At 66.0% G+C, this 26617-nt stretch carries 29 protein-coding genes and 1 riboswitch; of the genes, 18 read left to right on the forward strand and 11 right to left on the reverse strand.

The features are described from left to right. Window positions 1-897, reverse strand: a protein-coding gene (locus ACTJK0_RS15115; RefSeq protein ID WP_440744999.1) for an IS5 family transposase whose coding sequence is annotated in 2 segments (ribosomal slippage) — window positions 1-545 and window positions 547-897 — 896 coding nt annotated over the 2 segments. Because the reading frame shifts where the segments join, the coding sequence is not laid out codon by codon here. This gene is flagged as partial in the annotation. Between the two features lie 156 nt (window positions 898-1053). On the opposite strand from ACTJK0_RS15115, the gene ACTJK0_RS15120 reads away from it, so the two are divergent. From ACTJK0_RS15120 to ACTJK0_RS15130, 3 genes are all read left to right on the forward strand, one after another. Next, window positions 1054-1800 (forward strand): GAF and ANTAR domain-containing protein, encoded by a 747-nt coding sequence (locus ACTJK0_RS15120; protein ID WP_440745736.1) that lies wholly within the window; start codon window positions 1054-1056, stop codon window positions 1798-1800. A gap of 81 nt (window positions 1801-1881) precedes the next feature. Next, complete coding sequence (locus ACTJK0_RS15125) at window positions 1882-2502, forward strand: hypothetical protein (protein ID WP_110544200.1); 621 nt, start codon at window positions 1882-1884, stop codon at window positions 2500-2502. Between the two features lie 68 nt (window positions 2503-2570). Beyond that, window positions 2571-3611 (forward strand): thioesterase domain-containing protein, encoded by a 1041-nt coding sequence (locus ACTJK0_RS15130; RefSeq protein WP_110544203.1) that lies wholly within the window; start codon window positions 2571-2573, stop codon window positions 3609-3611. Here ACTJK0_RS15130 and ACTJK0_RS15135 read toward each other — a convergent pair. After that, entirely contained in the window at window positions 3608-4444 is an 837-nt protein-coding gene (locus ACTJK0_RS15135; RefSeq protein ID WP_110544205.1) for an HAD-IIA family hydrolase, read from the reverse strand. The genes ACTJK0_RS15130 and ACTJK0_RS15135 overlap by 4 nt on opposite strands. A 54-nt stretch (window positions 4445-4498) precedes the next feature. Between ACTJK0_RS15135 and ACTJK0_RS15140 the strand changes: the two genes are divergently transcribed. The 3 genes from ACTJK0_RS15140 to ACTJK0_RS15150 all read left to right on the forward strand — a co-directional run bounded on the left by ACTJK0_RS15140 (window position 4499) and on the right by ACTJK0_RS15150 (window position 6817). Beyond that, on the forward strand, window positions 4499-5176 hold the full coding sequence (locus tag ACTJK0_RS15140) for a TrmH family RNA methyltransferase (protein ID WP_110544208.1): 678 nt from the start codon (window positions 4499-4501) through the stop codon (window positions 5174-5176). A 198-nt stretch (window positions 5177-5374) separates the two neighbouring features. Then, window positions 5375-6394, forward strand: a complete 1020-nt coding sequence (gene fbaA, locus ACTJK0_RS15145; RefSeq protein WP_110544211.1) for a class II fructose-bisphosphate aldolase — start codon at window positions 5375-5377, stop codon at window positions 6392-6394. Further along, the gene (locus ACTJK0_RS15150) at window positions 6395-6817 is read left to right on the forward strand and encodes a DUF3151 domain-containing protein (RefSeq protein WP_110544214.1); all 423 of its coding nucleotides are present in this window, start codon (window positions 6395-6397) and stop codon (window positions 6815-6817) included. Window positions 6818-6913: 96 nt separating this feature from the next. Here ACTJK0_RS15150 and ACTJK0_RS15155 read toward each other — a convergent pair whose 3' ends face one another. Both ACTJK0_RS15155 and ACTJK0_RS15160 read right to left on the reverse strand, forming a co-directional pair. Then, a complete protein-coding gene (locus tag ACTJK0_RS15155; RefSeq protein WP_440745737.1) occupies window positions 6914-7546 on the reverse strand; it encodes a uracil-DNA glycosylase in 633 nt (210 codons plus the stop codon). Between the two features lie 198 nt (window positions 7547-7744). After that, the gene (locus tag ACTJK0_RS15160; protein WP_440745738.1) at window positions 7745-8953 is read right to left on the reverse strand and encodes a cobalamin-independent methionine synthase II family protein; all 1209 of its coding nucleotides are present in this window, start codon (window positions 8951-8953) and stop codon (window positions 7745-7747) included. Window positions 8954-8963: 10 nt separating this feature from the next. Next, window positions 8964-9069, reverse strand: a riboswitch (SAM riboswitch). Window positions 9070-9490: 421 nt separating this feature from the next. Here ACTJK0_RS15160 and ACTJK0_RS15165 point away from each other — a divergent pair. From ACTJK0_RS15165 to ACTJK0_RS15185, 5 genes are all read left to right on the forward strand, one after another. Further along, window positions 9491-10780 carry an adenylosuccinate synthase gene (locus ACTJK0_RS15165; protein WP_110544388.1) on the forward strand — a complete coding sequence of 430 codons (1290 nt, stop codon included), beginning with the start codon at window positions 9491-9493 and terminating at the stop codon, window positions 10778-10780. 176 nt (window positions 10781-10956) lie between these two features. After that, window positions 10957-11328, forward strand: coding sequence for a YegP family protein (locus ACTJK0_RS15170; protein WP_440745739.1), 372 nt, complete (start codon window positions 10957-10959; stop codon window positions 11326-11328). 297 nt (window positions 11329-11625) lie between these two features. Continuing rightward, window positions 11626-12177, forward strand: coding sequence for an RNA polymerase sigma factor (locus ACTJK0_RS15175; RefSeq protein WP_440745740.1), 552 nt, complete (start codon window positions 11626-11628; stop codon window positions 12175-12177). Then, window positions 12174-13139 (forward strand): hypothetical protein, encoded by a 966-nt coding sequence (locus ACTJK0_RS15180; RefSeq protein ID WP_440745741.1) that lies wholly within the window; start codon window positions 12174-12176, stop codon window positions 13137-13139. The genes ACTJK0_RS15175 and ACTJK0_RS15180 overlap by 4 nt, the downstream gene beginning before the upstream one ends. 70 nt (window positions 13140-13209) lie before the next feature. Further along, window positions 13210-13635: a CoA-binding protein gene (locus ACTJK0_RS15185; protein ID WP_110544229.1), complete on the forward strand. Its 426-nt coding sequence runs from the start codon at window positions 13210-13212 to the stop codon at window positions 13633-13635. Here ACTJK0_RS15185 and ACTJK0_RS15190 read toward each other — a convergent pair. Continuing rightward, window positions 13632-14660, reverse strand: coding sequence for an isopenicillin N synthase family dioxygenase (locus ACTJK0_RS15190; RefSeq protein WP_440745742.1), 1029 nt, complete (start codon window positions 14658-14660; stop codon window positions 13632-13634). The two genes, ACTJK0_RS15185 and ACTJK0_RS15190, sit on opposite strands and share 4 nt — an antisense overlap. A 45-nt stretch (window positions 14661-14705) precedes the next feature. Here ACTJK0_RS15190 and ACTJK0_RS15195 point away from each other — a divergent pair, with 45 nt between their 5' ends. From ACTJK0_RS15195 to ACTJK0_RS15215, 5 genes are all read left to right on the forward strand, one after another. After that, window positions 14706-15119, forward strand: a complete 414-nt coding sequence (locus tag ACTJK0_RS15195; protein WP_440745743.1) for an MmcQ/YjbR family DNA-binding protein — start codon at window positions 14706-14708, stop codon at window positions 15117-15119. Further along, window positions 15112-15666, forward strand: a complete 555-nt coding sequence (locus ACTJK0_RS15200) for a DUF1990 family protein (RefSeq protein ID WP_440745744.1) — start codon at window positions 15112-15114, stop codon at window positions 15664-15666. Before ACTJK0_RS15195 ends, ACTJK0_RS15200 begins: the two co-directional genes overlap by 8 nt. Continuing rightward, window positions 15663-15983 (forward strand): putative quinol monooxygenase, encoded by a 321-nt coding sequence (locus tag ACTJK0_RS15205; RefSeq protein ID WP_110544240.1) that lies wholly within the window; start codon window positions 15663-15665, stop codon window positions 15981-15983. Before ACTJK0_RS15200 ends, ACTJK0_RS15205 begins: the two co-directional genes overlap by 4 nt. Window positions 15984-15998: 15 nt before the next feature. Next, window positions 15999-16292: a DUF503 domain-containing protein gene (locus ACTJK0_RS15210; RefSeq protein WP_440745745.1), complete on the forward strand. Its 294-nt coding sequence runs from the start codon at window positions 15999-16001 to the stop codon at window positions 16290-16292. A 118-nt stretch (window positions 16293-16410) separates the two neighbouring features. Then, entirely contained in the window at window positions 16411-17352 is a 942-nt protein-coding gene (locus ACTJK0_RS15215) for a hypothetical protein (protein WP_440745746.1), read from the forward strand. Window positions 17353-17488: 136 nt separating this feature from the next. Here ACTJK0_RS15215 and purL read toward each other — a convergent pair whose 3' ends face one another. The 3 genes from purL to purS are packed head-to-tail and all read right to left on the reverse strand — an operon-like array spanning window position 17489 to window position 20821. After that, a complete protein-coding gene (gene purL / locus ACTJK0_RS15220) occupies window positions 17489-19798 on the reverse strand; it encodes a phosphoribosylformylglycinamidine synthase subunit PurL (protein WP_440745747.1) in 2310 nt (769 codons plus the stop codon). Continuing rightward, complete coding sequence (gene purQ, locus ACTJK0_RS15225; RefSeq protein ID WP_286401540.1) at window positions 19795-20568, reverse strand: phosphoribosylformylglycinamidine synthase subunit PurQ; 774 nt, start codon at window positions 20566-20568, stop codon at window positions 19795-19797. Before purQ ends, purL begins: the two co-directional genes overlap by 4 nt. A 1-nt stretch (window position 20569) precedes the next feature. Continuing rightward, window positions 20570-20821, reverse strand: coding sequence for a phosphoribosylformylglycinamidine synthase subunit PurS (gene purS, locus ACTJK0_RS15230; protein WP_003798434.1), 252 nt, complete (start codon window positions 20819-20821; stop codon window positions 20570-20572). Window positions 20822-21089: 268 nt separating this feature from the next. Here purS and ACTJK0_RS15235 point away from each other — a divergent pair, with 268 nt between their 5' ends. Beyond that, window positions 21090-21275, forward strand: coding sequence for a hypothetical protein (locus ACTJK0_RS15235; RefSeq protein WP_110544253.1), 186 nt, complete (start codon window positions 21090-21092; stop codon window positions 21273-21275). 250 nt (window positions 21276-21525) lie between these two features. Beyond that, complete coding sequence (locus ACTJK0_RS15240) at window positions 21526-24657, forward strand: S8 family serine peptidase (RefSeq protein ID WP_440745748.1); 3132 nt, start codon at window positions 21526-21528, stop codon at window positions 24655-24657. Between the two features lie 99 nt (window positions 24658-24756). On the opposite strand, the gene ACTJK0_RS15245 is transcribed toward ACTJK0_RS15240, so the two are convergent. From ACTJK0_RS15245 to ACTJK0_RS15255, 3 genes are read right to left on the reverse strand one after another with little or no spacing between them, the layout of a single operon-like run. Continuing rightward, window positions 24757-25089 (reverse strand): serine protease inhibitor, encoded by a 333-nt coding sequence (locus ACTJK0_RS15245; RefSeq protein ID WP_440745798.1) that lies wholly within the window; start codon window positions 25087-25089, stop codon window positions 24757-24759. Further along, window positions 25086-26027 carry a 3-methyladenine DNA glycosylase gene (locus ACTJK0_RS15250; protein ID WP_440745799.1) on the reverse strand — a complete coding sequence of 314 codons (942 nt, stop codon included), beginning with the start codon at window positions 26025-26027 and terminating at the stop codon, window positions 25086-25088. Before ACTJK0_RS15250 ends, ACTJK0_RS15245 begins: the two co-directional genes overlap by 4 nt. Further along, window positions 25996-26565 carry an SSI family serine proteinase inhibitor gene (locus ACTJK0_RS15255; RefSeq protein WP_440745749.1) on the reverse strand — a complete coding sequence of 190 codons (570 nt, stop codon included), beginning with the start codon at window positions 26563-26565 and terminating at the stop codon, window positions 25996-25998. The genes ACTJK0_RS15250 and ACTJK0_RS15255 overlap by 32 nt, the downstream gene beginning before the upstream one ends. Window positions 26566-26617: the final 52 nt, after the last annotated feature.

Here is a 26617-nt window from a genome sequence, read left to right on the forward strand (position 1 = left end):
TAGGGCGTGTCTCCTAAAGCTGTCAGCCAGATGCTGATTGCCCGGAGAACGGCTCCGCCGCGGTAGGTCAGGGCGAGTTTGTCGTAGCGGGTCGCCAGGGCACGCCATTGCTTGAAGATGTTGAAGTTCCGTTCGACGACGTTCCGGCCTTTGTAGTCCTCTTTGTCGAAGGCCGGAGGCCTGCCTCCGGTGGATCCTCGTCGCTTGCGGTGGCCGATCTGGTCGGATGGTTGCGGGATGACAGCGACGATGCCTCGATCCCGGAGCTGGGTTCGGATGGCCCTCGATGAGTAGGCCTTGTCTCCACGAACCCGGTCCGGGCGGGTACGTGGCCTGCCCGGACCGGCCCGGTTGACCTTCAACTGGTTCATCAGGTGGGCGAACATCGGCGCATCGCCGCCCTGTCCCGGCGCGACCAGCAGAACTAGGGGCCTGCCTTTGCCATCAACCAGGGCGTGGATCTTGGTACTCAGCCCGCCGCGCGACCGGCCAATGGCATGGTCGTCCGGTTCAGCACACAGATTCATGTAATTCGAGCCGGCCCCCTGTGGTGCGGGGAAGGTTCGTGCCGTGCTGGTGGGCACGGTTCACCGTCGAATCGACCGAGACCGACCAGTCCACTTCACCCTGAGAGTCCGCAACCGTCAGCAAAGCCGCCAGAATGCTGTCCCAAGTTCCGTCACCGCTATAGCGGCGGTGACGCTTCCAAATCGTCTGCCACGGACCGAACTCGCCAGGCACATCCCGCCACGCGATTCCGCACCGATACCGGTAAATGATGCCCTCGACCACCCGGCGGTCGTCCCGAAAAGGACGGCCCCGACGACCATCAGAGGACGGTAGCAACGGCTGGATGCGGGCCCACTGCCCATCAGTCAAAACAGAAGTACGAGACACTCATCAAGCATCCCGGCTTAACCAACCCGGGTTTAGGAGACACGCCCTAACGCCGGCGCCGGGCTGCTGCTGGTCGACCGTTCAAGGCTGCAATATCATAGGGATAGTCCATTCAGCATTTGGAGACCGTGTACCTTGCTCCCCCCAGAAAAGCCCTTGAGCGCAACCGACCAGATCCAGAACCTCATTCTGGACAGCGCTGATTTCGAAAACTTCCTCAACGAACTCGCCCGGTTCTCTGCCCACCAGATGGCGGGCGACGGCGATGACGCCCTCTGCGGCATCACTCTGCTGCGTGACCGCAAGGCTGCAACCATTGGTTGGAGCAGTCCTTCTGCCCGGGAAGTCGACGAAATCCAGTACTCCCTGTCCCAGGGACCATGCCTCTCGGCCGCCAAGGAAGAGCGCGAAGTATACGTTCCGGACTTGTTCCAGGAGGACCGGTGGGGCCCCGACTACGCCGCCGCCGTTGCCTCCCACGGGCTGCGGTCAGTCTTGTCCCTGCCGTTCCACCTGCAGGGCGAGGCAAAGGCCGCGCTGAACCTCTACTCCGACGTCCCGCGCAAGTTCGACGGGCAGGCCGCGGCCCGGGCCAGGGACTTCACCCGCGAAATCTCCCAGGCCTTGCGCCTGGCCGTGCGTTTCTCATTGCACGCGGACAGCGCGTCCAACCTGCGTGCCACGCTTGAATCCCGGACCACCATTGACATCGCTGTTGGCATTGTCATGGCGCAGAACCGCTGCAGCCAGGAGGCCGCCGTCCGAATCCTGACCGAGGCCTCCAGCAACAGCAACACGAAGCTGCGGGACGTCGCCAGGTCCATCGTGGATTCGGTTGGCGGTGCCGGCGCCCGCACCTACTACCAGGAGCCGGGAAAGGTCAGCCCGGGGACAGGCGCCTGAGGTCCGGGTTGTGCGGGGACCCGGCGGGGGTTACGCTTGCGGAGGTTGAGCCGTCGGCCATAGACCTCATTTGGAGTACCTATGGACCGCGCATTAGACGCTCTCGTTAATCTCGATGTTCCCGCAGACATCGTCCGGATCGAAGTCCGGGGGACCCTTCACCAGGATTCCCGTGCTGAACTGGTCCACATCATCCGCCGTGTCCGGAGGATGGGCATGCGCTGCCGTATCAGCGTCGATCTTTCCCAGGCAGTGCTGATCGAATCCTCCGCGCTCGCCGGCCTTCGCCGCGATCTCAACGCAGTGGACTCCGGTTCCCTGCTGGGAGCCGCCTCCGCCGGAGTCTCCCTCCAGCTTGGGCCTGCCGCCCGTGACTGGGCCGCGGAGGACACAATCAGCTGCCGTCCGCTGGCCATGGACGACGACGTTACGGAGCTCTTTCCCGGCGCGGACTTTCCAGCCGGGTTTCCCCAGCTTCCCGTGATGTGGATCGAGAGGCTGTATGGCCGTTCCCTCGCCGAATACACGGACGAGGAACTGCTGCAGGCCAGCGATGCGCTGTTCGCACTGCTCGACACCCCGCAGGCACCCGACGGCGCGGACCTTTTGGGCCGCTACAACGACATCGGCCTGGAGCTCCACCGCCGCCGGCAGGAATCCGAGGTCCCCTTCCCGGCCGCCGGAGGGCAGGCCGCCTGCTGAGGGCGGGTTAACCGAAGGTTTACTCCTCCTGTTGCGGCGGCGGGTTTGGCTGGGCTTACGGTAGGAATGTGCCGTATGAGGGGGAGGTCAGTCCGCAGGGCCGGCGCGCGGTCTCCGACGCCCGCCTGCTGGCGGAAGCTGCTGCCCTGAAACGCTTCTCCCGGCGTACCTTCCTGGCCGGAGCCGGGGCGTCAGGGCTGCTCGCTGCCGACATGATCGTCACCCGTCAGGTTCAGTCGCAGCGCCAGTCCACACGGATCCTGCCTGTTGCGGACGACTTCGCCGACGCCTACTATCCGGACGCCAGCTGGTTCCTTTTCCCCGGTTACAAGACCAGCTGGGAGGAGGCCCAGTGGATCCTCAATACGCTCCGGGGTGCGCTGAACAAGCGCGCCCGGCTTGCCGCCGTCGGGTACTCCAATCTGGGGCTGAACATCACCGAGGTGGTCGACGCCATCACCGACTACGTCACCGCGGAGAAGATCACCAAGCTTTTCTTCTACGGGCACAGCTTCGGGGGCATGCTCGCCACCCAGGTGGCCGCCCGGCTTCTTGCGCTGCAGGGGCTGCAGGTGCAGTTCATCCTGCTGGACTCAAGTCCCTACAGCGCCCACGACGTGCTGGACCAAAGCTGGTTCGACGGCGTGGTGTTCCTTTACGAGAGCGGTGTCCGGTTCCCCTCCACACTGCGCGGCGGGTACGAGCTGGGGGAGCGGATCATCCACAAGGATGAGCGCAGCTGGCGGCAGATCCTGGACCAGACGCTGGAGCAGCTGTCCCCGATCGCCCCGTCCAGCATGCTCATCCAAACCGAGTCCGCCTACATCTACCACTTCGAGGGAAGCCAGTTCGCGGGAAAACTTGGGACGGCGAAGATGGCCTACATCGGCAATCCGAAGGACCAGACCGTGGACTACGAAACCGCAGCGGAAACCTGGGCCGTGGTGTTCAAGGACAACATGGTCTCAAGCAACCTGCAGACCGCTGGTGCGGCGCCCGCCCACGCCAGCCCCGGCTGGAACCCGCAGATTTACCGGCCCCTGGTGACGGGGCTGCTGGACGAGTATTTCCCCCTGCCCCGGGGCGGCTCCAGGGTCAGTATCTTCTAGATCTGGTTCTTCAGGTCCGCCACCGAGTTAAGCACCTGGTTGGGGCGGAAAGGGTAGGCGGCAATGTCGTCCTTGTGCGTGATGCCGCTGAGGACCAGGACCGTATGCAGTCCCGCCTCCATGCCGGCAATGATGTCCGTGTCCATCCGGTCACCGATCATGGCGGTGGTCTCGGAATGCGCGTCGATCTGGTTCATTGCGGAACGGAACATCATGGGGTTCGGCTTGCCCACAATGTACGGTTCCCGTCCGGTGGCCTTGGTGATCAGGGCGGCGATCGCCCCGGTGGCCGGCATGGGGCCGTCCTTCGACGGGCCCGTGGCATCCGGGTTTGTTGCAATGAAGCGGGCACCGGCCAGGATCAGGCGGATCGCGGTGGTGATCGCCTCAAAGGAGTAGGTGCGCGTCTCGCCGAGCACCACAAAGTCCGGGCTCTGGTCGGTGAGGATGAACCCGGCCTCGTGCAGCGCCGTCGTCAGCCCTGCCTCGCCGATGGTGTAGGCGCGGTTTCCGGATTCCGAGCCGCCTGCGGACACCTGGTCCTTCAGGAACTGGGCGGTGGCCAGGGCCGAAGTCCAGATGTTCTCCTCGGGGATCTCCAGCCCGGAAGCGCGCAGGCGGGCGGCCAGGTCACGCGGCGTGAAGATGGAGTTGTTGGTCAGCACCAGGAAGCGCCTGGACGTATCCACCCAGCGCTGGATCAGTTCCGCGGCACCGGGGATGGGCTGGTTCTCGTGCACCAGGACACCGTCCATGTCCGTCAGCCAGCACTCAATCTCCTGCCCGCTGCGGTAAACCGCCGGGTTCCCTGCCACCTGGTCTGTTTCTGCCATGCCTGTCCTCCACGTGATGATGGTTGCCCGAATGCTCCAGTCTAGTGTTGAAGGGTGAACCAAACGCCCGGAACAGCAGACGAACCGCACCACGAGCCTGGGGAGGCCGAACCCGCAAAGGCGGAGGTCGGCGTCGGGCCCTGGCAGGGTGAGCTGCCCGAAGGCGATCACTGGGACCCTGACCTGCTGGCGGATGGCGACCGGCGCAACGTTCTGGACAAATACCGGTACTGGAAGCACGAGGCGATTGTTGCCGAGCTGGACTCCCGGCGGCACAACTTCCACGTGGCAATCGAGAACTGGCAGCATGACCTGAACATCGGCACGGTGGTGCGCACCGCCAACGCCTTCCTGGCCAAGGAAGTGCACATCATCGGCCGACGGCGGTGGAACCGGCGCGGTGCCATGGTTACCGACCGCTACCAGCACGTCCGGCACCACCCCACCGTCGAGGACTTCGTGCAGTGGGCGCAGGGGGAGGGGCTCGCCGTTATCGGGATCGACATCTTCCCGGACTCGGTGCCCCTGGAAACCTACGAACTGCCCCGCGACTGCGTGCTGGTCTTCGGGCAGGAGGGCCCGGGGCTGACCCCGGAAGTCCACCAGGCCGCCGTCGCCACCCTGTCCATCGAACAGTTCGGCTCCACCCGATCCATCAACGCCGCCTCCGCCGCCGCGATCGCCATGCACGCGTGGATCCGCCGGCACGTCTTCGACCAGCGCGTGTCCTGACCGCGTCCATTTCTCGCGGCAGGCCAGGGTGGTAGGCCCACGCCCGCAGGGTTCCCTGGCCGAGCTTGCGAGGCTAGGGTGCGGGTGGGGCGTAATCCAGAGCACTCCCGGCCCGGGAATGGCTAGGATGGAGCCAAGCCGTAAGCGGTCTATTTGAGGGTCATCCACCCACAGACGAAACTCAGCAGAGGAGCCAGCATGCCCATTGCAACCCCAGAGATCTACGCCGAGATGATCGACCGCGCGAAGGCGGGCGGCTTCGCGTACCCGGCCGTGAACGTCACGTCCTCGCAGACGCTGAACGCGGCCCTGCGTGGCTTCGCCGAAGCGGAGTCCGATGGCATCGTGCAGGTGTCCACCGGCGGTGCCGCCTACTGGTCAGGCGCATCCACCAAGGACATGGTTGCCGGTTCCCTGGGCTTCGCTGCCTTCGCCCGCGAAGTTGCCAAGAACTACGGCGTGAACATCGCCCTGCACACCGACCACTGCCCCAAGGACAAGCTGGACGGCTTCGTCCTGCCCCTGCTCGAGGCTTCCGAGGCTGAGGTCAAGGCCGGCCGCAACCCGCTGTTCAACTCGCACATGTGGGACGGCTCGGCAGAGACCCTGCAGGAGAACCTGCGCATCGCCCGCGAACTGCTGCAGCGCACCGCCGCGGCCAAGATGATCCTCGAAGTTGAAATCGGCACCGTCGGCGGCGAGGAAGACGGCGTGGAGAACGCCATCAACGACAAGCTGTACACCACCGTGGAAGACGCCCTGGCCACCATCGATGCCCTCGGCTCGGGCGAGAACGGCCGCTACATCACGGCCCTGACCTTCGGCAACGTGCACGGCGTGTACAAGCCCGGCGGCGTCAAGCTGCGCCCGGAGATCCTCAAGGACATCCAGGCCCAGGTGGGCGCCAAGATCGGCAAGGAGAACCCGTTCGACCTGGTGTTCCACGGCGGTTCCGGCTCCTCGGACCAGGAGATCGCCGACGCCGTCTCCTACGGCACCATCAAGATGAACATCGACACTGACACCCAGTACGCCTACACGCGTCCGGTGGCGGACCACATGTTCAAGAACTACGACGGCGTCCTGAAGGTCGACGGCGAAGTGGGCAACAAGAAGACCTACGACCCCCGCGTGTGGGGCGCCTCCGCCGAAGCCGGCCTTGCAGCCCGCGTGGTGGAAGCCACCAAGCAGCTCGGTTCGGCCGGAAAGACCTTCTAAATGTCGGACGAGTTCCGCCGGAACCTGATGGGGCCGGAGCCGACGCTCCTGCCTGCCGAAACAGAGGTGTACGGGCAGCTCGAGGCCGGCCACGAGGCCCTGGACCTGGTGGAAAAGCACCCTACATCCTCGCTCCTCTGGGCCATCCTGGCCGAGGAAGCGTGGACCGAGGGCCGCACCATCGACTCCTACGCCTACGCCCGCGTGGGCTACCACCGCGGGCTGGACGCGCTGCGCCGCAACGGCTGGCGGGGCGTTGGCCCCATTCCATGGGAGCACGAGCCGAACCGCGGCTTCCTGCGTGCCCTCTACTCCCTGGGCCGGGCCTCATCGGCCATCGGCGAAGCTGACGAGCCGGAGCGGATCCAGAAGTTCCTGAATGACTCCGACCCCAAGGCCAAGGCGGCCATCGAAGGCTCCTAGATCCCCGGTGGGAACGACGGCGGCCGGTCACCTTTCGCATGAAAGGCGGCCGGCCGCCGTCGTCTTGTGTGTGTACTTGAGCCTGTTTAGACCTGGCTAGCCCTTGTTGGCGATGCCCGTGCGCGCCATAGCGTCGGCGTACGCGGCCCGCATGTCTTCGAGGTACTCTTCCTGGCGCGCCGGGGAGCCGGCGAAAGCGCGGCCACTGAGGGACCGGACCTTGTAGGTCTTCAGGCCGCGGCGCCACAGCAGGGGTACTTCGGTCTTCAGCAGCAGGTTGGCCAGGCGGTTGGCTTCGGTGCCGTGTGCCACGATGACCGAGGCGCGGGGAACCAAGGCCAGGAACTTCAGCAGGGGCTTCAGGCCCGCCTGGATCTGGTCCGGAGTGAACTTGCCGTTGGCTTCGCCGGGGACATGCCAGGGATGGACGTTCCACGGCATGACGAACTCGGGCCGCAGGGCCAGCTTCCACTGGATGCCCAGCATTCGGGTGGCGGCGTCCTGGTCCCCGGCGGTGATGAAACCGGACTTGTCCGCTTCGCCGATGTTGGAGAACAGGCTGATGATGCGGCATTCCTCCACGTCGTGCATGGGGTCAACGTAGGGAACTGTGGTTCCGGGCTTGGCTTCCCGCAGTGAGTCGCACAGTTCGTTGACGGCGGCCACGCTCGGTTCGTAGCGGCGGCTCATGAGCTGTTCGTGGAATGTTTCGGGGGCCAGGGCTGTCATGAAGGGCTGGTTCTCCTGCGGGGATTGGCATTGCTGCCGTCACCGATGCGGGTACGCGGGCGCGCGTCACGTCGGTGGCGGTTGGTTGGGGTGGGCCGGCTCCTGTCCGGCCTTGTCCAGTTTAGCAAGCTGCGGGAAGCGAAACGCCGGCCGTGCCTCCCGGTGATGGAAGGCACAGCCGGCGTTTAGGGGTCGGCGCTACCAGAGTCGTTTGGTGGCGCGGCGTGCGCCCTCGCCCAGCGCCTCCAGTTTTGCGAAGGCGATCTGCGGGTGGACGCGGCCGCCCAAGCCGCAGTCGGTGGAGGCGATAACGTTCCCGCGGCCCACGATTTCCGCAAAGCGGACAATGCGGTCTGCCACCAGGTCGGGATGTTCCACCACGTTGGTGGCGTGCGAAACGACGCCGGGGATGATCACCTTGCCCTCGGGGAGCTTGGTGTCCTCCCACACCCGCCATTCGTGTTCGTGGCGGACGTTGGCTGCTTCGAAGGAGTATGCGCCCGCGTTGACCTGCAGCACCGACCCGATGATGTCGGCGAGGGGGATGTCCGTGGTGTGGGGGCCGTGCCAGGAACCCCAACAGACGTGCAGCCGGATCTGGTCCTGGGGGAGGTCGCGCAATGCCCAGTTGGTGGCCTCCACCCGCAGCTGGATGAACTTCAGGTAGTCCTCCAGGGACGGCTCCGGGTTGATCTGGTCCCAGCTCTCGGCCAGGGACGGATCGTCGAGCTGGACCGTGAGGCCGGCGTCGATGATGGCTTTGTATTCCTCCCGCATGGCATCGGCGCAGGCGTAGAGGAGTTCCTCGTCCGTCTTGTAGTACTCATTGGCCAGCCGCGCGCAGGATCCGGGGGAGAGGGAGGCGACGAAGCCGTCCGAGAGCCCAGCCGCGGCCAGCCCGGTCTTCAGGTTCCGGACGTCGGATGCCACCAGGTCCTGGCCGGTGTAGCTCAGGGGCCCGGTGATCTTGGGCTGGGCCACGCTCTTTCGGTGGGTGAGGATGCCTGAGGAGGGATCGTTGTAGGCCTCGTTGAACGCCTGCCGGTCCCGGCGGTCGGGGAACGAGGTCAGGACAACGTTGCCGGGTGACGAGCGGCGTACGCCGGCCTCGGCCCAGCGGTCCACGTCCGTGGGCTGCAGGCCGCCCAGCCGTGCAAAGGAGTAGTTCCACCACGCCCCGTAGTCCACGGAACTGGACATGGTGTGCCCGTACTCGCCGTCATTGGGGATGTCGATGCCCAGGTCCTTCTGGCGCTGCACCACGTCCACCACGGAGCCTTCGAGGAGTTCAAGGAAGCCGGGGGTAATTCCCTCCGATTCCTTGGCGGCGTTGGCCGCGATGAGCTCCGGCGTGCGGGGCAACGAGCCGGCGTGGGTTACGCGGATGTGGTCAGTGTTCAGGGACATGCTGGATTCCTTTCCATCGGTCCTGGCAGTAGCACCTTCGGCAAGCATCTGTTGATGCCGGGCCGTGGTTGCTGCGGCGTCACTGAGCCAGGTCTCTCAGCCGCTCCGGATGGTTCACTCCCACTTAAATCGAGCGGGCGCGGTCCGGGCAAATCCGTCCGGAATGTGTCGCCTGGTTCCGTGCCCCACAGCCGGCAGCCGCTCCCTCCCTGAATCGCTGTCCTGCTTTTCGAGATGCGTGGCATGTCGGACCACTACCTGGATGAACCCCGCGGCCTGCAGGGGAGGCCGAGGACGAGTAGGCGGCCCGACGCCGCCGCGGTCCGGATATCCATGGGACGGCGGCGGGCCACACGCTGGACAAAGTGCCCGATCCGCTAAACTTGGGTGGTAAGAGCCCCCGAACTCTTGCGTCGCTGCGCCGCAACGCGGCCTGGCGAAGGCCGGTCTGTTCGGGGCATTCTCATGAACGGCGCTGCACGGGCCCGCCACCTGGTGGCCGGACACGGGCAGCCCGAACGAATGGGGGAGGATCCCATGCCAGCAATTGTGATCGTAGGAGCCCAGTGGGGCGACGAAGGAAAAGGCAAGGCCACCGACCTGCTGGGCGGCCGTGTTGACTACGTCGTCAAGCCCAACGGCGGCAACAACGCCGGGCACACCGTCGTCGTAGGCGGTGAAAAGTACGAACTCAAGCTGCTGCCGGCAGGCATCCTCAGCCCCAATGCCGTCCCCATTATCGGCAACGGCTGTGTGGTGAACCTCGAGGCCCTTTTCCAGGAAATCGACGGTCTCCAGGCCCGCGGCGCGGACACCTCAAAACTGCGGGTATCCGCGAACGCCCACCTGGTGGCCCCGTACCACCAGGTCCTGGACAAGGTGACTGAACGCTTCCTGGGCAGCCGCGCCATCGGCACCACCGGCCGCGGCATCGGCCCCGCCTATATGGACAAGGTGGCCCGCCTGGGCATCCGGGTCCAGGACGTCTTCGACGAGTCCATCCTGCGCCAGAAGGTGGAAGGCTCACTGCGCCAGAAGAACGAACTTCTGGTCAAGGTCTACAACCGGCGCAGCGTGGTGGTGGACGAGATCGTGGAGTACTTCCTGTCCTTCGCCGAACGACTCCGCCCCCTGGTCATCGACAGCACCCTGGTCCTGAACACCGCCCTGGACGAAGGAAAGGTGGTCCTGATGGAGGGCGGCCAGGCCACGTTCCTGGACGTCGACCACGGCACCTACCCGTTCGTCACGTCGTCCAACCCGACCGCAGGCGGCGCCTCCGTGGGCTCCGGCATCGGCCCCACCCGCATCTCGCGTTCCATCGGCATCATCAAGGCCTACACCACCCGTGTTGGTGCCGGCCCGTTCCCCACGGAACTCTTCGATGAGATGGGTGTCTACCTGCAGAAGACCGGTGGCGAGTTCGGCGTGAACACCGGCCGTCCCCGTCGCTGCGGCTGGTACGACGCCGTCCTGGCCCGCCACGCTTCCCGCGTGAACGGCTTCACGGACTACTTCGTCACCAAGCTGGACGTGCTCACCGGCATCGAGCAGATCCCTGTGTGCGTGGCTTACGACGTAGACGGCGTGCGCCACGACGAAATGCCCATGACGCAGACCGAATTCCACCACGCTAAGCCCATCTTCGAGTACTTCGACGGCTGGACCGAGGACATCACCGGAGCCCGCACCCTCGCGGACCTGCCGGAGAACGCGCGGAACTACGTCCTGGCCCTGGAGAAGCTCTCCGGAACCCGGTTCTCCGCCATCGGCGTCGGCCCGGACCGCGACCAGACCATCGTGGTGAACGACCTCATCAACGACTGACACGCCCGTCCAGGGCAGGACCACGACGGCGGCAGGCACCTTCCACAGGTGGCCTGCCGCTTGTCTTGTATCGGGTTGAAAGCAATTTACACAGGCTTAACGCGATCGGTCTTGTGAGGTTGTCGGCGGTGCGGCCAGACTCGTTGGTACCCCCTGGTGCCCAAGGAAGGATCGTCATGGCCGGAAAATTCGAAGCATTCGTTGACGCTGATTCGCTCTTCCGGTTCCGGCTCCTGGCGCCGGACGGCGCCGTGGTGGCCGTCTCCGGACCGTACCAGGACAAACAGGCCCTCGCCGCCGGAATCGCTGCCGTACGCGAATGCGCGGGTACCGGCCTGGTCACGGATCTATGCCCCACCGGGACTGCGGGCCGCCCCGCGGCCGTCCCCGTCGCCGCTGCCGCCGCCGCTTCCGCGGAGGTGCCGGCCGCCGTCGTGCCCGCCTGCAGCGAGGAGCGGATGCCCGGCAGGCTGCATGCCTTCCCCCTGGCGAAGGCGCCGCGCCGGCAGGCGACGGCACCCCGGTGGACCCGCGCAGCAGCCCGCTGACGAACGAAAAAATGCCTTACAAAGAATTTTTTCGAAACGCGTAACCCTTTCATGGTGCGCAGCGATTACCCCTATGAAGTGCCGGTCTGGAACCTGTCCCCCATCATGTTCCAGACCGGCTCTTTTGTCTTGCGCGGAGGGCTTGTCCGCATAGTCCGGTTTGGCCATTGAAGAGCCTGCCGGGGCATGTGGCGGTTCCGGAGGCGGTGGTTACTGGAGGGTAAAGTAGGGGCAGCGTTCCCGCAGTACTGAACGCTTGCCCTGCCAACACCCTTCTTGACGGAAAGTTTTACGTCAGTGACCGACGCCCAGACAGACGAGGCTCAGGACCGGCCGGTTACCGGGACCGCTGGCTTCAGCCTGGTCTACAAGACATATGCGTCACAGGTATTGGGTTATCTCACGGCCCGGGGAGTCGAGGATCCGGAGGCGGCGATGCAGGACGTGTTCCTTTCCGTCCTGCCCCGGATCGACACAGTCCATGGTGGAGAGGGCGGACTGCGGACCTTTATCTTCTCCGTTGCCCACGCCCGGATGGTGGACGATCACCGACGCCAACGCCGAAGCCCCGCCAAGCTGCCCTTCGAACCGGAGCTCGACCAGCGTGAGGACACCTCGGCGGAAAACGAAGCCCTGCAACGCATCTCGCCGGCGGAAGTCCTGGGACTCCTGGACGGACTGCCAGGGGACCAGCGTGAAGTGCTGTCGCTGCGCCTGGTGGGCGGCCTGACGCTGGAACAGACAGCGGAGGCCATGGGCAAGAGCACCGGCGCGGTCAAACAGCTCCAGCGGCGCGCCCTGCTGAAACTCCGGGAACTTGCGGCAGTGAAGGAGTATCTCACGCCATGACATCCGCCTCCGACAACCTCACCACCCTTGTGGATGACATGCTTCAGGACGCAGGCTGCGGCCAGGACCTTGAACTGCGCGGCGCCCTGCTCTCGCTGGGCGCCTTGGCGGCCCTGCCGGCGCCGGCGCCCACAGGGGAACTGGCCGCGCTGCTTGCGGCACGGGCCGCAGCACCGGCCGGAAACCCTGGTCCCGCTGAGGCAGGCAGCGCAGCTGAACCCGGCAAGGCAGGCAAACACGACGGCGGGGAGGAGCCCGGGGACGACCTGGCCCTCCGCCGCCGCCGCCGTCGCCGCCACCGTCCGACGGCCTTTGGCCTGGTCCTGGTGGCCGGAATGGGGCTGGGCGTCGGTGGAGTGGCCGCCAGCTCCACCGTCCCCTACAGCAACGCCGTGGAGCACCTTCTGGAGGAATGGGTGCCCTGGAACGGGCCTTCCACCGCTGCGCCCGCGGCCACCGGCCACCGTGCCGCTGACCCGGTAGCCGCCGCAGAACTGGCAGATGCCACGTCAACAGCGGCGCCTCGTGGGGCCGGTAGCCAGACCGGGAGCCCGGCCTTCCGGCTCCTGCGCGATCCCTCAGGCCTGTCCGGCCCTCCGGCCTGTACAGGACCGCCTAAGCACGATTCCGTCGCCGCAGCCTGTGCGGGCGGAGCTGCGGCATCCGGCGCCGGGGAGGTTGGCTCAGCCAACAACAAGGATGTTTCGGGCGCGTCCAAAGAGGACCGCACGCCGGCGGCGGCCGCCGGAACAGGCGCCGCTGCGGGGACGAATGCATCCGCCGGGTCGGGTGGGACTGGGACGCCAGCGCCGAATCCGGCAGTCGGCGTGGACGCCGGAGCCTGGGCGCAGAACGCCCCTGGGTCTGCGGACAATCCCGGCCAAGCCCAGAGCCCGCCACAGGGCGCAGGACAAGGCGACGGCCAGGGCAATGGCCGAAAGAGCGCTGCCCCGACGAAATAGCCCAAACACAGCCAAACGGGCGCGTCAGGACGGGCGCTTTGCTGTACGGCTTGAAGCGTAGGCTGATCCCATGGGCCACACGAACGATCCTGCTGTCATCGAACGCCTTCTCCGAACCAAAGGCCGTTGGGCCATCGTCGGCCTCACCACCAATGAGTGGAGGTCCGCCTACGATGTCTCACTGTTCATCCGCGACAGGCTGGGCATGGAGATTATTCCGGTCAACCTCCCCGGTGATTCCGTCCACGGCGAAACCGGGTACCGCACCCTCGGCGACATCCCGGCGGAAAAGCAGCCCGTCGACGTCGTGGACTGCTTTGTGAACTCGCAGATTGTGGGCCAGGTGGTTGACCAGGCCATTGCCGTGGGGGCAAAGGCGGTGTGGATGCAGCTGGGCGTCATTGATGAGGCGGCCGCAGAACGCGCCAAGGCGGCCGGCCTGGACGTGGTGATGAATGCCTGTCCGGCGCAGCTTGCCTGGAAGTACGACCTTTAGCGCTTCACCAGGTCCGGATAGTGGCGTTCGGTAACGTCCGGGTGGGCGCGCATCCGGCCTTTAAGCATGTTGAGGCCGAATGACGCGAGGAGCGGATTGGCGGGATCGTCGGTGATGCCACGGGCCGCTGCCTTCAGCCGGGGCGCCAGCGGGACGGGCTTGATGACGGCGTCGAGGCGGGGCGACCAGAAGAAGGGAACCGAGTACCGGTCCACGCCCGGCGGCGGAGCCTGCACCCGGTGGATGGTGGCCGCAAGGTAACCCTCCGTGGCGACCTCCAACATCTCGCCGAGGTTGACCACCAGCGCGCCCGGGAGGGGCTCCACGGGCAGCCACTGGCTTGTGCCGGGCGGCAGCACTTCGAGGCCGCCCACTTCGTCCTGCAGCAGGAGGGTCACGAAACCGTAATCGGCGTGCGAGCCGACGCCCTGGTCTCCGGCCGCCTCCACCACCCCGCCCACATAGTGCACCAGCTTGCCCATCCAGGCGGGAGTGCCCTGGAAGGGTTCGTCGAAGTAGTCTTGGGGCAACTCCAGGGACACGGCGATGGCGCGCAGGAGTTCCATCCCCACCCCAGACATCAGGTCCGCCCATTCCATGGCTGCGGGTTCCAACTCGGGGAAGGCATCGTCGGGCCAGAGATTGGGGCCCTGCAGAAGCCAGTAGGGCTGATCCGCCGGATAATCCCTGACAGGTTCACGCTCCGGTGAATAGTCGATCTGCTCGCGGGCATCCGCCCGGCCCTGGGTCACTTCAGTGCCCATGCGGGTGTAGCCGCGGAAGTGGGGAGACAGGCGGTTGTCCAGCTTCATCCGCTCCTCAAGCGGCAGGTCAAAGAAGCGCCGGACGATGTCCAGGAGCTCCCCGGCCTGTCCGGGCCGCCCGCCGTAGCCGGTGACCTGGAAAAAGCCGACGTCGTGGGTGGCGTGCCGCAGCTGTTCGATGAAGTCCGGGCTGAAGGTGCCGCCGCCCTGCCGGGAGGCAGCCAGGTCCAGAACCGGTATGGTGTCCTGGCGGTGTGACATGCCCGCAGACTAGCACCGTGCGGGTCCTGTTTATAGGCTTCCGTTATGGACCCAACTGCGCTGCGCAGGATCTGCCTTTCGTTTCCCGGCGCATACGAGGATTTTCCCTTCGGACCCGAGACTTCGGTCTTCAAGGTCCGGGCCCACGTTGCCGGCGGCACCCGCCATGAGGCCAAGCTGTTTGCCCTGTCATCCATGGACGAGCATGACTTCTACGTGAACCTCAAGTGTGAGCCGGCCCTGGCAGTGCAGTTGCGCGCAGTCCACCCCGCGATCACCGGCGCATGGCACATGAACAAGACCCACTGGAACGGAGTCCGCCTTGACGGTTCGCTGCCGGACGCCATGATCCGCGACATGGTGGAGGACTCGTACGACCTGGTGGTGTCCGGGTTGAGCCGGAAACAGCAGGAACAACTGGGGTGGGCGCGCCTCGAAAGGGCAGGCGGCAGTGACTGACAAGGAACAGGCGGGGGCCGGGTTCGACTATCCCGGAGTGGGCAGCACCGAACACGGCAGGACACCCGAAGGGTACAGCCGCGTCCTCGAGGAGGCCCGGCTGGGCAGCGGACTGGACGTCTACCGGCGGGCTGCCGACGGCATCCTGGGCTGGGAGCTGCAGCGGCGGGCAGGGCTCCGGGTCCACGCCGATGCACCCAGGGCGGTGCCTGGTGCGCAGGTGGTAAGCGGATTCGGCGTCGGGCCCTTCCGCCTGCCCGCGCCCTGCAGGGTGGTGTGGGTCCACGAGGCTTCGGCTGACGGTGTTCCCCAATCCGCCGGCTTCGGTTACGGGACCTTGCCCGGCCATCCCGCCCGCGGGGAGGAGTCCTTCGAGGTGGAAATCAACGGCCAGGGGGAAGTGTGGCTCCGGATCCGCGCCTTCAGCAGGCCGGCCAACTGGTTTTACGCCGCCGGCGGCATGGCCACCCGGGCGGCGCAGCGCTACGTTACTTCCCGGTACATTGAAGGGGCACGCAGTCTCGCCGCGGAAGGAACATCCCAGTGATCTTTATCGTCGTCAAGTTCAAGGTCAAGCCGGAGTGGGCCGAACGCTGGCCGGCCCTGGTGGCGGACTTCACCGAAGCCACCCGGCAGGAGCCCGGCAACCTGTGGTTCGACTGGTCCCGAAGCCTGGATGACCCCAACGAGTACGTCCTGGTGGAGGCCTTCAAGGATGATGCCGCCGGCGACCACGTTAACAGCGACCACTTCAAGAAGGCCATGGCGGACATGCCGCAGGCCCTCGCTGAAACTCCCCGGATCGTCAGCCGCCAGCTCGAGGGTGAGGGCTGGGACCTGATGGGTGAGCTCACCATCGAGTAGGGAAGGTCCGGAGCCATGTGGATTGGCTGGATCGAGTTCGACATCCTCCTGGGCGACGTGCACAGCCTCAAGGAGAAACGCTCCGTGGTCCGGCCCGTCGTCGCTGAACTCAAGCGCCGCTTCGAGGTCTCAGTTGCCGAGGTGGGGGACCACAGCCAGTACCGGCGCACGCGGCTGGGGGTGGGGCTGGTGGCAGCTGACCGCGGCCACCTCGTGGAGGTGCTCGCCGCCGTCGAACGCTTTATTGCAGCCCGGCCGGAGATCGAACTGCTCAGCGCCCGCCAGCGTGAGCTGCACAGCGAGGATTAAACCCATCGATTGCTGAGTAAAGGCCCTTTTGGCGCCTCAAAAGGGCGTTTACGGAGCAGTCGATGGAGGGTGTGGATAACTTCTGCGGACATGCGGCACCTTCTGCTCTGATGTAGCAATGAAGACTGCACGTCCGCTTCCTGAAGTACTTGAGGGCAGGCCCTTCACTGCGGCTGAGGCGGCAAGGGCGGGGGTCTCAGCCAAGCGCTTGAGGCATCGTTCCCTCAGCAGGCTTGGTAAGGGCATCAGAGCAGACGGCCCGACGGCGGAGCTTGCGTTGGCCATGCGGGTGCGGCCCTTCATTGAGGTCAACGAGCTGTGTGCTGCCTCGCACATTACGGCCGCGGAGCTTCATTCGCTGCCGCAGCGGCGCCGGGACGACGCCTTCGACGCTTTCCACCTCATCCGTCCCGAAGGTGCAGCCCACCTGGACCGGCCCCACGTCGTCGTGCACCGCATGAAGCTGTACGGGGACGAAGTCACGGCAATTGACGGGGTTCCGGTCACGACGCCGGCGCGGACCTGGCTCGACATGGCCGAGCTGCTGTCCATCGATGAAATCGTGGCCATGGGGGATGCCTGCGTTCGCGTTCCGCGCCTCGAATTCGAGGGCCGAAGCATGCCGCTGTGCAGCCTGTGGGACCTGCAGCGGACGATTAATAAACACCGGGGAAAACGAGGGCTCCGGAAGGCCAAGGAGGCTCTGGAACTCATCCGGGTCGGATCGGATTCACCGCAGGAAACCATGCTCCGGCTCGCGATTGCCCGCGCGGGCCTGCCCGAACCGGAGTTGAATGTGCCGATCATTACTGAGGATGGCGTCAGACATCATGAGCCGGACCTGTCGTACCGCAAATACAAGATCGGAATCGAGTACGAGGGCGAGCACCACGGCGAGGACAGCCAGATCGCCAGGGACATCACACGTTCCGAACGGTACGCCGCCTTGGGGTGGACGGAGGTCAGGATCTCCAAACGCCACATGGTCAACGATGCGAAGCCTGCCGCGGCCAAAGTTCTTGTTGCTTTGGCCCAGGCCGGCTGGCGAAGGGGTTCTTAAAAACGATTGCTCCCCACCGGCTCCCGGCCTTCGCAAGCTCAGGCCGGGTCCCTCGCCGGTGGGGGCCCACGTAACCGCCGTTTTGAGGGCTAAAAAGGGCAGTTACGGAGCAACCGATGGAGGGTGCCGGTGGAGACTAGCCGAAGTACTTCGGCAGGGTTCCCTCGTGGGCTTCGCGGAGGGCGTCAAGGGAGAGGCTCTCCACGCCGTTGATCTCCAGCTTGCCGCTGGCCGCGTCCACCACGCCGATGCGGGTGTGGGCGAAGCCGCGGGCCGTGCACATGTCCGTGAAGCGGACTTCCTCGGAGCGGGGGACACCCACCACGGCGCGGCCCTGCGACTCGGAGAAGAGCGCGGTGAACAGGTCCACGCCGTCCCGGTCCATGACGTCCTGCAGGGCGATCCGGGCACCGACGCCGTAGCGCAGCGAGGACTCCACGAGGGCCGCCGCGAGGCCGCCCTCGGAGAGGTCGTGTGCGGAGTCGATCATGCCGTCGCGGGACGCGTTGATCAGGATCTCACCCAGCGCACGCTCGGCCTCAAGGTCAACCTTCGGCGGCTGCCCGCCCAGGTGGCCCCGCATGTTGGCCCACTCGGAACCGTCCAGCTCGGCGCCTGTGGTGCCCAGCATGTAGATGGCCTGGCCGTCTTCACGCCAGCCCGACGGCGTGCGACGCGCGACGTCGTCGAGCTTGCCCAGGACCGCCACCACGGGGGAGGGGTGGATGGGGGTGGTGCCCGTCTGGTTGTACAGGGAGACGTTGCCGCCGGTGACCGGGATGCCCAGCACCATGCAGGCGTCGGACAGGCCCCGGATGGCTTCGGCCAGCTGCCACATCACGTCCGGATCCTCGGGGGAGCCGAAGTTCAGGCAGTCGCTGACGGCCATGGGGATGGCGCCTGCGGTGGCAACGTTGCGGTAGGCCTCGGCCAGCGCCAGCTGTGCGCCGTGGTAGGGGTCCAGGTAGGTGTAGCGGCCGTTGGCGTCGGTGGCCAGGGCAACGCCCAGGCCTGTTTCCTCGTCAACGCGGACCACGCCGGCGTCGTCCGGGAACGCCATGGAGGTGTTGCCTCCGACGTACCGGTCGTACTGGTCGGTGATCCAGGACTTGGAGCACATGTTCGGCGATGCCACCAGCTCAGTCACGGCCTTTGCCAGCTCGGCGGGAGCGGCCGGGCGGCCGGCGTCCTGCACGGAGCCGGTGAACGTGTCGGCCTGCACGGCATCCTGCCACTCGGGACGGGCGAACGGACGGTCATAGACCGGGCCGTCGTGCGCGACCGTGCGGGGATCGACGTCGACAATCACGTCGCCTTCCCAAGTGATGATCAGGCGGCCGGTGTCGGTGACCTCGCCCAGCCAGGAGTACTCCACGGCCCACTTGTCCATGACGGCCTCGAACGCTTCCACGTTCTCCGGGGTGACCACGGCCATCATGCGTTCCTGCGACTCGGACATCAGGATTTCGCCCGGGGTCAACGTGGGGTCGCGCAGCAGGACGGAGGTCAGCTCAACCTGCATGCCGCCGTCGCCATTGGAGGCGAGCTCGGACGTGGCGCAGGAGATGCCCGCAGCGCCAAGGTCCTGGATGCCTTCCACCAGGGAGCCCTTGAACAGCTCCAGGCAGCACTCGATGAGTACCTTCTCGGCGAAGGGGTCGCCCACCTGCACCGCGGGGCGCTTGGAGGGCTTGGTGTCGTCAAAGGATTCGGAGGCCAGCACCGAGGCGCCGCCGATGCCGTCGCCGCCGGTGCGGGCACCGAACAGGACCACCTTGTTGCCCTTGCCGGAGGCGTTGGCCAGGCGGATGTCCTCGTGGCGCATGACGCCGACAGCGAGGGCGTTGACCAGCGGGTTGCCCTGGTAGACGGAGTCGAACACCATCTCGCCGCCGATGTTGGGCAGGCCCAGGGAGTTGCCGTAGCCGCCGATGCCCGCCACAGCACCGTGCATGACGCGGGCGGTATCAGGGTGGTCAATGGCGCCGAAGCGCAGCGGATCCATGACGGCAACCGGGCGGGCGCCCATGGAGATGATGTCGCGGACAATGCCGCCGATGCCGGTCGCGGCACCCTGGTAGGGCTCAACGAACGACGGCGAGTTGTGCGATTCGATCTTGAAGGTCACGGCCCAGCCGTCCCCCAGGTTGGTCACGCCGGCGTTTTCGCCGATGCCCACCAGCATGTCCTTCTTCATTTCCTCGGTGACCTTCTGGCCGAACTGGCGCAGGTGGTTCTTGGAGGACTTGTAGGAGCAGTGCTCACTCCACATGACGGAGTACATGGCCAGCTCGGCGCCGGTGGGGCGGCGGCCCAGGACCTTGACGATCTCATCGAACTCGTTCTGCTTCAGGCCCAGCTCGGCCCAGGGCAGCTCGGTGTCCGGGGTCTTTGCAGCGTTCTCGACGGTGTCGATGTTGAACTTCTTGGTGGTTTCGGTGGTCACTTGTCGCCTCCCACAATCTTGTTCAGTACGGAGGTGAAGAAACCGAGTCCGTCGGTGTCGGACCCGCCGATGCCGTCCAGCGATTCGGGGCCGAAACCCGGTTCCACGGCGTGCTCCGGGTGCGGCATGAGGCCCACCACGTTGCCTGCGGCATTGGAGATACCGGCGATGTCGCGGCGCGAGCCGTTCGGGTTGAAGCCCACGTAGCGGAAGACGACGCGGCCCTCAGCCTCAAGGGCGTCCAGGGTCTTTTCGTCCGCGATGTACTGGCCGTCCTGGTTCTTCAGCGGGATCGTGATTTCCTGGCCCGCTTCGTAGTCCAGGGTCCACGCCGTGTTGCTGTTCTCAACGCGCAGCACCTGGTCCCGGCACAGGAATTTCAGGTGGTCGTTCTTGATCATCGACCCGGGCAGCAGGTGCGACTCGGTGAGGATCTGGAAGCCGTTGCAGATGCCCAGGACGGGCAGCTTGGCGTCGGAGTTCGCGGCGTCGATGATTTTGGACATCAGCGGCGCGAACCTTGCGATGGCGCCGGCGCGCAGGTAGTCGCCGTAGGAGAAACCACCGGGGATGACGACGGCGTCCACGTCACCGAGTTCCGTGTCGCCATGCCACAGTTCGACGGCGGTGGCACCGGCCAGGCGCACGGCCCGGGCGGCGTCGCGGTCATCCAAGGTGCCGGGGAAGGTGACGACGCCGATCCGGGCGCCAGCGAGGCGCGGCTCCGCCGCGACGGCGACGGCCTCGCCGATCAGGGGAAGTTCAGTCATCTCAGGCCTCGACGACCTCGACGTTGACGACGTCTTCGATCACCGGGTTGGACAGGAGGGTCTCGGCGGCGTCGCGGGCCTGCGCAAGGATGTCCTCCGTCACCTCGCCGTCGACCGTCAGTTCGAAACGCTTGCCCTGGCGGACAGAGCTGAAGCTGGTGAAGCCCAGCCGGGGGAGAGCGCCAACGATTGCCTTCCCCTGCGGGTCAAGAATCTCGGGCTTGGGCATGACGTCAACAACGATCCGGGGCATCCGGTAACTCCTGTGCGTGAGCTTGGGTAAGGGCGCAGCGGAGTGGTGCCGTCTCACGCCGTACCGGGGTTTGGGGGACTGGGGTCACCTGCGTTGGTTCACCATGAGGTCGGGCGCTCCGCGAGCTTGCCCTATCATTCTACCGGCCCGGGAGCGCCCCTCTGTATTCGGTGGTTCCGGCCCGGAGAAAAGTGGCTGAACGTCCGCGGGCGGGCCTGCCGCACGGGGAGTTCTGGAGTTGCTGGAAGGCCTTCACTAGGATTGCCGGATGGCTGAGAATTCGAAGTCCGTGCTGTTGCCCATGGTCGCCGCGGCGGTATTCGCGGGCCTCGGCAGGATGGTGTTCCAGAAAATAAAGGCCGACCGCCTGGCCCGCCAAACCCGGCTGACTGGCCCCGTCGATGAAAAGACGCGCCAGTGGATCAGTGACGTGGTCCGCACGCCCCGGCAGTAGGGCTCGCCCCTCTTCATCCACACTCGGCAGGGCATCCTTCGGGATGCCCTTTTTCGTGCAGCAGGAGGGTCACCCGCACGCCGTGTGACAAGCAGAAATTTCCCGAATGTGCCCTATGTCATAACACGCTATCAGTCTGTACTCTGTGAACAGTCTGGTCTCAGAAGATTACAAAACCTGTAATTTCCTCTGTGGATCCAGTCGTTCGGCTGTCACCAAGGCTGGGCAGCACATCGTGAAAGGGTTGCGCGTGACATCAACTGGAAAGAGCCCCGCGCGGGCTGGGGGACTCCGGAAAGCGGCCGCGCTGGCCGTCGGGTTGCCCCTTCTCCTCAGCTCGCTGGCAGTCGGGCCCGCCTCGGCGGCGCCGGGTGGCCAGGGTCCGGAGAATGCCTCCTCCACCGCCAAGGACAGTCAGTTCAAGGACGGCAGGTACATCGTGGTACTTGCCGGGCCGGCCGCCGCGGCGTATGAAGGGGGAACTGCGGGATTGGGTGCTACAAAGCCGCAGCAGGGCAGGAAGCTGGACGCCGGCAGCCCCAACTACCAGGCCTACGACGCGCACCTGCGCAAGCAGCAGCGCTACATTGCTGCGGCCCAGGGCGTCAGTCCGGCCAAGCAGTACACGGCGGCACTCAACGGGTTCACCGCGGAGTTGACCGCGGCGCAGGCGGCAGCCCTGTCCAAGGACAGCCGCGTCCTGGTGGTGGCGCCCGACGTCGAAAACAAGCCTGACTACACCACTACCGACTTCCTTAAGCTCACCGGCCCGGACGGCGCATGGGCCAAGCAGTTCGGCGGAGAAGCGAACGCCGGCAAGGGCGTCGTCGTGGGGGTCATTGACTCCGGTTACGCGCCGGACAATCCCTTCCTGCAGGGCGAACCGCTGAAGCCGCTGCAGGGAAACCCGCAGGTCGGCGTCCCCTACCGCACCGGCGACGGCAAGATCGCCATGCTCAAGGCGGATGGCACCACCTTCGAAGGGGAATGCCAAAAGGGCGAAGGGACTGGGGCTGCCTTTGACGGTTCCCTGTGCAACTCCAAGGTCATCGGAGCCCGCTACTTTGCCGATTCCTTCCTGCAGTACGTGGCGCCGGGTAACCGGGCGCCGGAAGAACTGATTTCCCCTGTGGATGTCGGCAGCCACGGCACCCACACCGCCACTACGGCAGCGGGCAACGCGAATGTTGAGCAGGTGATCGACGGAACCAGCTTCGGAAAGAGCTCGGGCGTGGCCCCCGCAGCCAAAGTCTCCGTCTACAAGGTCTGCTGGGAGGACACCAATCCGGACACCGGAGGCTGCTACTCCTCCGCGTCGGTGGAAGCCGTGGATGCCGCCGTCAAGGACGGGGTTGACGTCCTGAACTACTCCATTTCGGGCAACAACAACAGCACCACCGATCCCGTGGCGCTCGCGTTCCTGAATGCCGCCGCCGCCGGCATCTTCGTTTCGGCATCGGCCGGCAACTCCGGCCCTGCGGCCTCCACCGTGAACCACGCATCCCCGTGGCTCACCACGGTGGCTGCCTCAACCTTCCCCAGTGACCTGCTGGGAACGGTCAAGGTCTCTGACGGTTCGCTGTACCGGGGCGCCTCCATCATGAAGTCCGAGGTCGCGGACAAGCCGGCCGTCCTGGCAGCGGCAGCCGCCGCCCCGGGCGCGGCAAATGCCAACCTCTGTGGCCCCGGAACCCTTGACGCCACCAAGGTGGCCGGAAAAGTGGTGGTCTGCGACCGCGGCGTGGTGGACCGGACGGCCAAGAGCCAGGAAGTGCTGGACAAGGGCGGGGTGGGCATGATCCTGGTGAACCTCACCAGCAGCTCGGAGGACGCGGACAACCATGTCCTTCCCACTGTGCATGTCAATGCCCCCAAAAGCCTGGAACTGAAGTCCAAGCTGGAAGCCAACCCGGCGCTGACGGTCAGCCTGGTCAAGGGCGACCTCACCGGCCTGCCCCCCGCTGCGGCACCCCAGATTGCGGGCTTCTCGTCCCGCGGCCCCACCCTCGCGTCCGGCGGGGACCTGCTGAAGCCGGACATTTCCGCCCCGGGCGTCAATGTCCTGGCCGGTGTCTCCACTATCGGCAACGACGGTGACCAGTTCGGGTTCATGTCCGGCACCTCCATGGCTGCCCCGCACATCGCCGGGTTCGGTGCCCTGGTGCTGGGCAAGCAGCCCAAGTGGAGTCCGGCGATGGTGAAGTCAGCCATGATGACCACCGCCTACCCGCTGGTCAACGCCGACGGTTCACCCAACACCGACCCCTTCCAGGGCGGTGCGGGCCACATCGACTCCACCCGCGTCACCGACCCCGGACTGGTCTACGACTCCGGCATCCAGGACTGGATCGCCTTCCTGAACGGCCAGGGCGTGGAAACCGGCGCGCCGCAGGCAGGAACCATTGCTGCACGCGACCTCAACCTGCCCGCCATCGCCCTGGGCAGCCTCGTGGGGGAAGTCCAGGTGAAGCGCAAGCTGACCGCCCTGGTGCCGGGCATGTACCGGCCAGAGGTAAACATGCCGGAATTCAGCGTCGATGTGGAACCCAAAGCGCTGAACTTCGCGAAGGCAGGCCAGACCCGGGACGTGACGGTGACCATCCGCAACGTCAGCGCGCCCGTGGGCAAATTCAGCACCGGCAGCCTCAGCTGGAAGGGCCCACGGACGGTGTCATCGCCCATCGCCGTCCGGCCCGTCGACGCCCAGATCGCGCCGTCCTTCTCCTTCAGCTCTCCCACGGGCAACGGCAGCGGCACCATGGAGCTCGTATCAGGCTCGGACAGCCCCATCACGGTGGGAGTGGAGGGGCTGGCCCCGCTGAGCCAGACAGCCATCACCAAGACCCCGGGGGAGTACGCGCCGACAAATGACGCGCACAACGCCCTGCTTCAGGTGAAGATACCTGCCGGGGCCTCGTTTGCCCGGTTGGGCATCCAGGCGCAGTCGAACGACGTCGACTGGGACATGGTGGTCTACGCACCGAACGCTGCGGGCGGGCTCACGGCCACCCAGGTTGCCACCGCATCCGCCAGCGAATTCCTTGACCTGGAAGCGCCAAGGGCAGGCACCTACTACGTGGTGGCCAACCTCTACGCCACTCCGGACAACGGCCCCGCCACGGCGTCCGTGCAGGCGGTGAGCTTCTCCGGGGATGCCGGCAACCTCACGGTTGACCCGAACCCCATCGTGGCGCCGAACGGCACGGCCACCTCGGCGACCCTGAACTGGACCGGACTGTCTGAAGGGTCCTACCTTTCGCGGCTGAGCCTTGGCGGCAATGGCATCAGGACCTGGGTGAACGTCCAGGTGGGGCCGGGCTCTGCCTCCACTCCTGCCGGCGCTCCGAAGCTTGACCTCGCACAGACGGTTCCCGGAACCTGACCGGAAAAATGGGGGGAGGTCCCGGGTGGTCACTACGGCCGCCCGGGACCTTTTCTGTTTGCGCTGGTGTGTTTTCCCCTCCACCGGCCCGCTGTGGAACTAAACGACAGTTCCCCCCAGCAAGGGGCCCATCGCCTTCCAGCGCGCGATTTCGCAACCATCCGTCCGGGTGAAGGTTGCGTGCACGGGACGCCCGCGGAATGTCCCGGTGACCACGGCTACCTGAGGGCCGCCGTACTGCTGGGTGCACAGCCTGGGCGGGCCGGGCTTGGGGAAAAATATGTCCTCGCCGAACCGCTCCACCGCGGCGAGGGCGGCCTCGGGTTCTGGGAGGGTGGTTCCGGCGGCGGGCCGGTTGTCCCTGGCCACCAGGCGGAAGACATACTCGGCAACCCCGGGGGCTTCCCGGATGCTGATGGTCAGGTCAATCAATGCTGTGCGCACTGTGACAGGGCCTCGAGTTCCATGGCGAGCCTTTCCCGCAGGATCCCGGCTTCAGCGGCAAAGGCACGCTGGTGTTCGACATACGCCGCCTTGCCGTGGGGCGTCTCAATGGGGATGGCAGGGTAGCCCCATTCGGCCAGGTCATACGGGGAAGCCTGCATGTCCATGGTCCTGATCCGCCAGGACAGTTCAAAGCAGTCCATCACCAGTTCGCTCGGCAGGGCAGGCAGCAGCTTGTAGGCCCACTTGTAGAGGTCCATATTTGCGTGCAGGCACCCCGGCTGCTCCAGCTGGCGCTGGGTTTCGCGGCTGGGCGCAAGCTCGTTGAGCGGGATGGCATCAGGGGTGTAGAAGCGGAAGGCATCGAAATGGGTGCAGCGGATCCTGTTGTCCTCCACCACCTTGTCGGTGCCCGCTGCCCCCAGCCGCAGCTGAAGATACTCATGGCGGAGGTCGAACTTGTCCTGGCGGTAGACCATCGCCCACTCGTGGAGGCCAAAGCAGCCGAACTGTGCCGGCCTGGCCGCTGTGCCCCGCAGGATGATGCCGGCAAAGGCCACGGCATCCTTGCGGTCGGCCAGGAAGGCTGGCCGGTCAAAAGTGACCGCAGCGCTTCCCGCCGCCAGCCCCAGGGAGGCGAGCTCGCCGTCGTCGAGCTGCCGGTAATGCTTCCAGCCCAGCCGCTCGACGGCCTGGCTGCCGGTGAGGACTGCTCCGGCACCTGGGTGCCAGCGCTTCAGCTGGCCGGGCTTTTGTGTGTAGTAGGTGAAGAGGAAATCCTCCACGGGGTGTTTCTGCCCCGCTGACCGACGGGCCAGATAGGGATCGGCGTAGCGGCTGACGCGCTGCACGTGGGCTTCTTCCCGGGTGCGTGCGCTGTCTGCCGCCAGGAGCTTAAGAGGCTCCACCGGCAGCGCCCAACACATCTTTGGCGGCATCCCAGGCGCTGATCTCGCAGCCGTTGGTGCGCGCGAAGGTTGAATCCACGGCAACGCCGTCCACCATTCCCGTCACGGCTGCCTTCTGGGGGCCGCCGTACTGCTGCGTGCAGGCCCCGGAGGTTCCTGGTGCCACCGGGGCAACGATCCCGGGGTTGGCTTTCAGTGCTGCACAGGCTGCGTCGACGTTCGGATGGCTGCTTTCCGCTGCCGGCGTCCCGGCGGAGCAGACCAGGGTGTAGTTGATCTCCGGTGCGCCCTGGGACGGCACGACGGTAATGGCGAGCTCGGCGTTCCCCTGGCCGGGCCCCGCGCTGGGCCTGGACGTTGCAGGTGCGGGAGCAGGCACGGATGTCTCGGTATCAGGCGAAGGAGTGGTTGAACTGGCTGCGGAGGACGTGGACCTGTCCGAAGTGGAGGGCGCCGGCGATGCCGAGGACGTTCCGCTGTCCGGTGTGCCGCTGCAACCGGAAACCAGCCCGGCGCTTACGGCCAGGACTGCTGCGAGCATCCGTAAATCGCGCATCAGGCCACCTCTCCTTGGTCCGGTTATTCTAGCCGTTTGGCTTGGCACGGGC

It is taken from the genome of Paenarthrobacter sp. 22069 (assembly GCF_052046035.1).
Classification (GTDB): domain Bacteria; phylum Actinomycetota; class Actinomycetes; order Actinomycetales; family Micrococcaceae; genus Arthrobacter.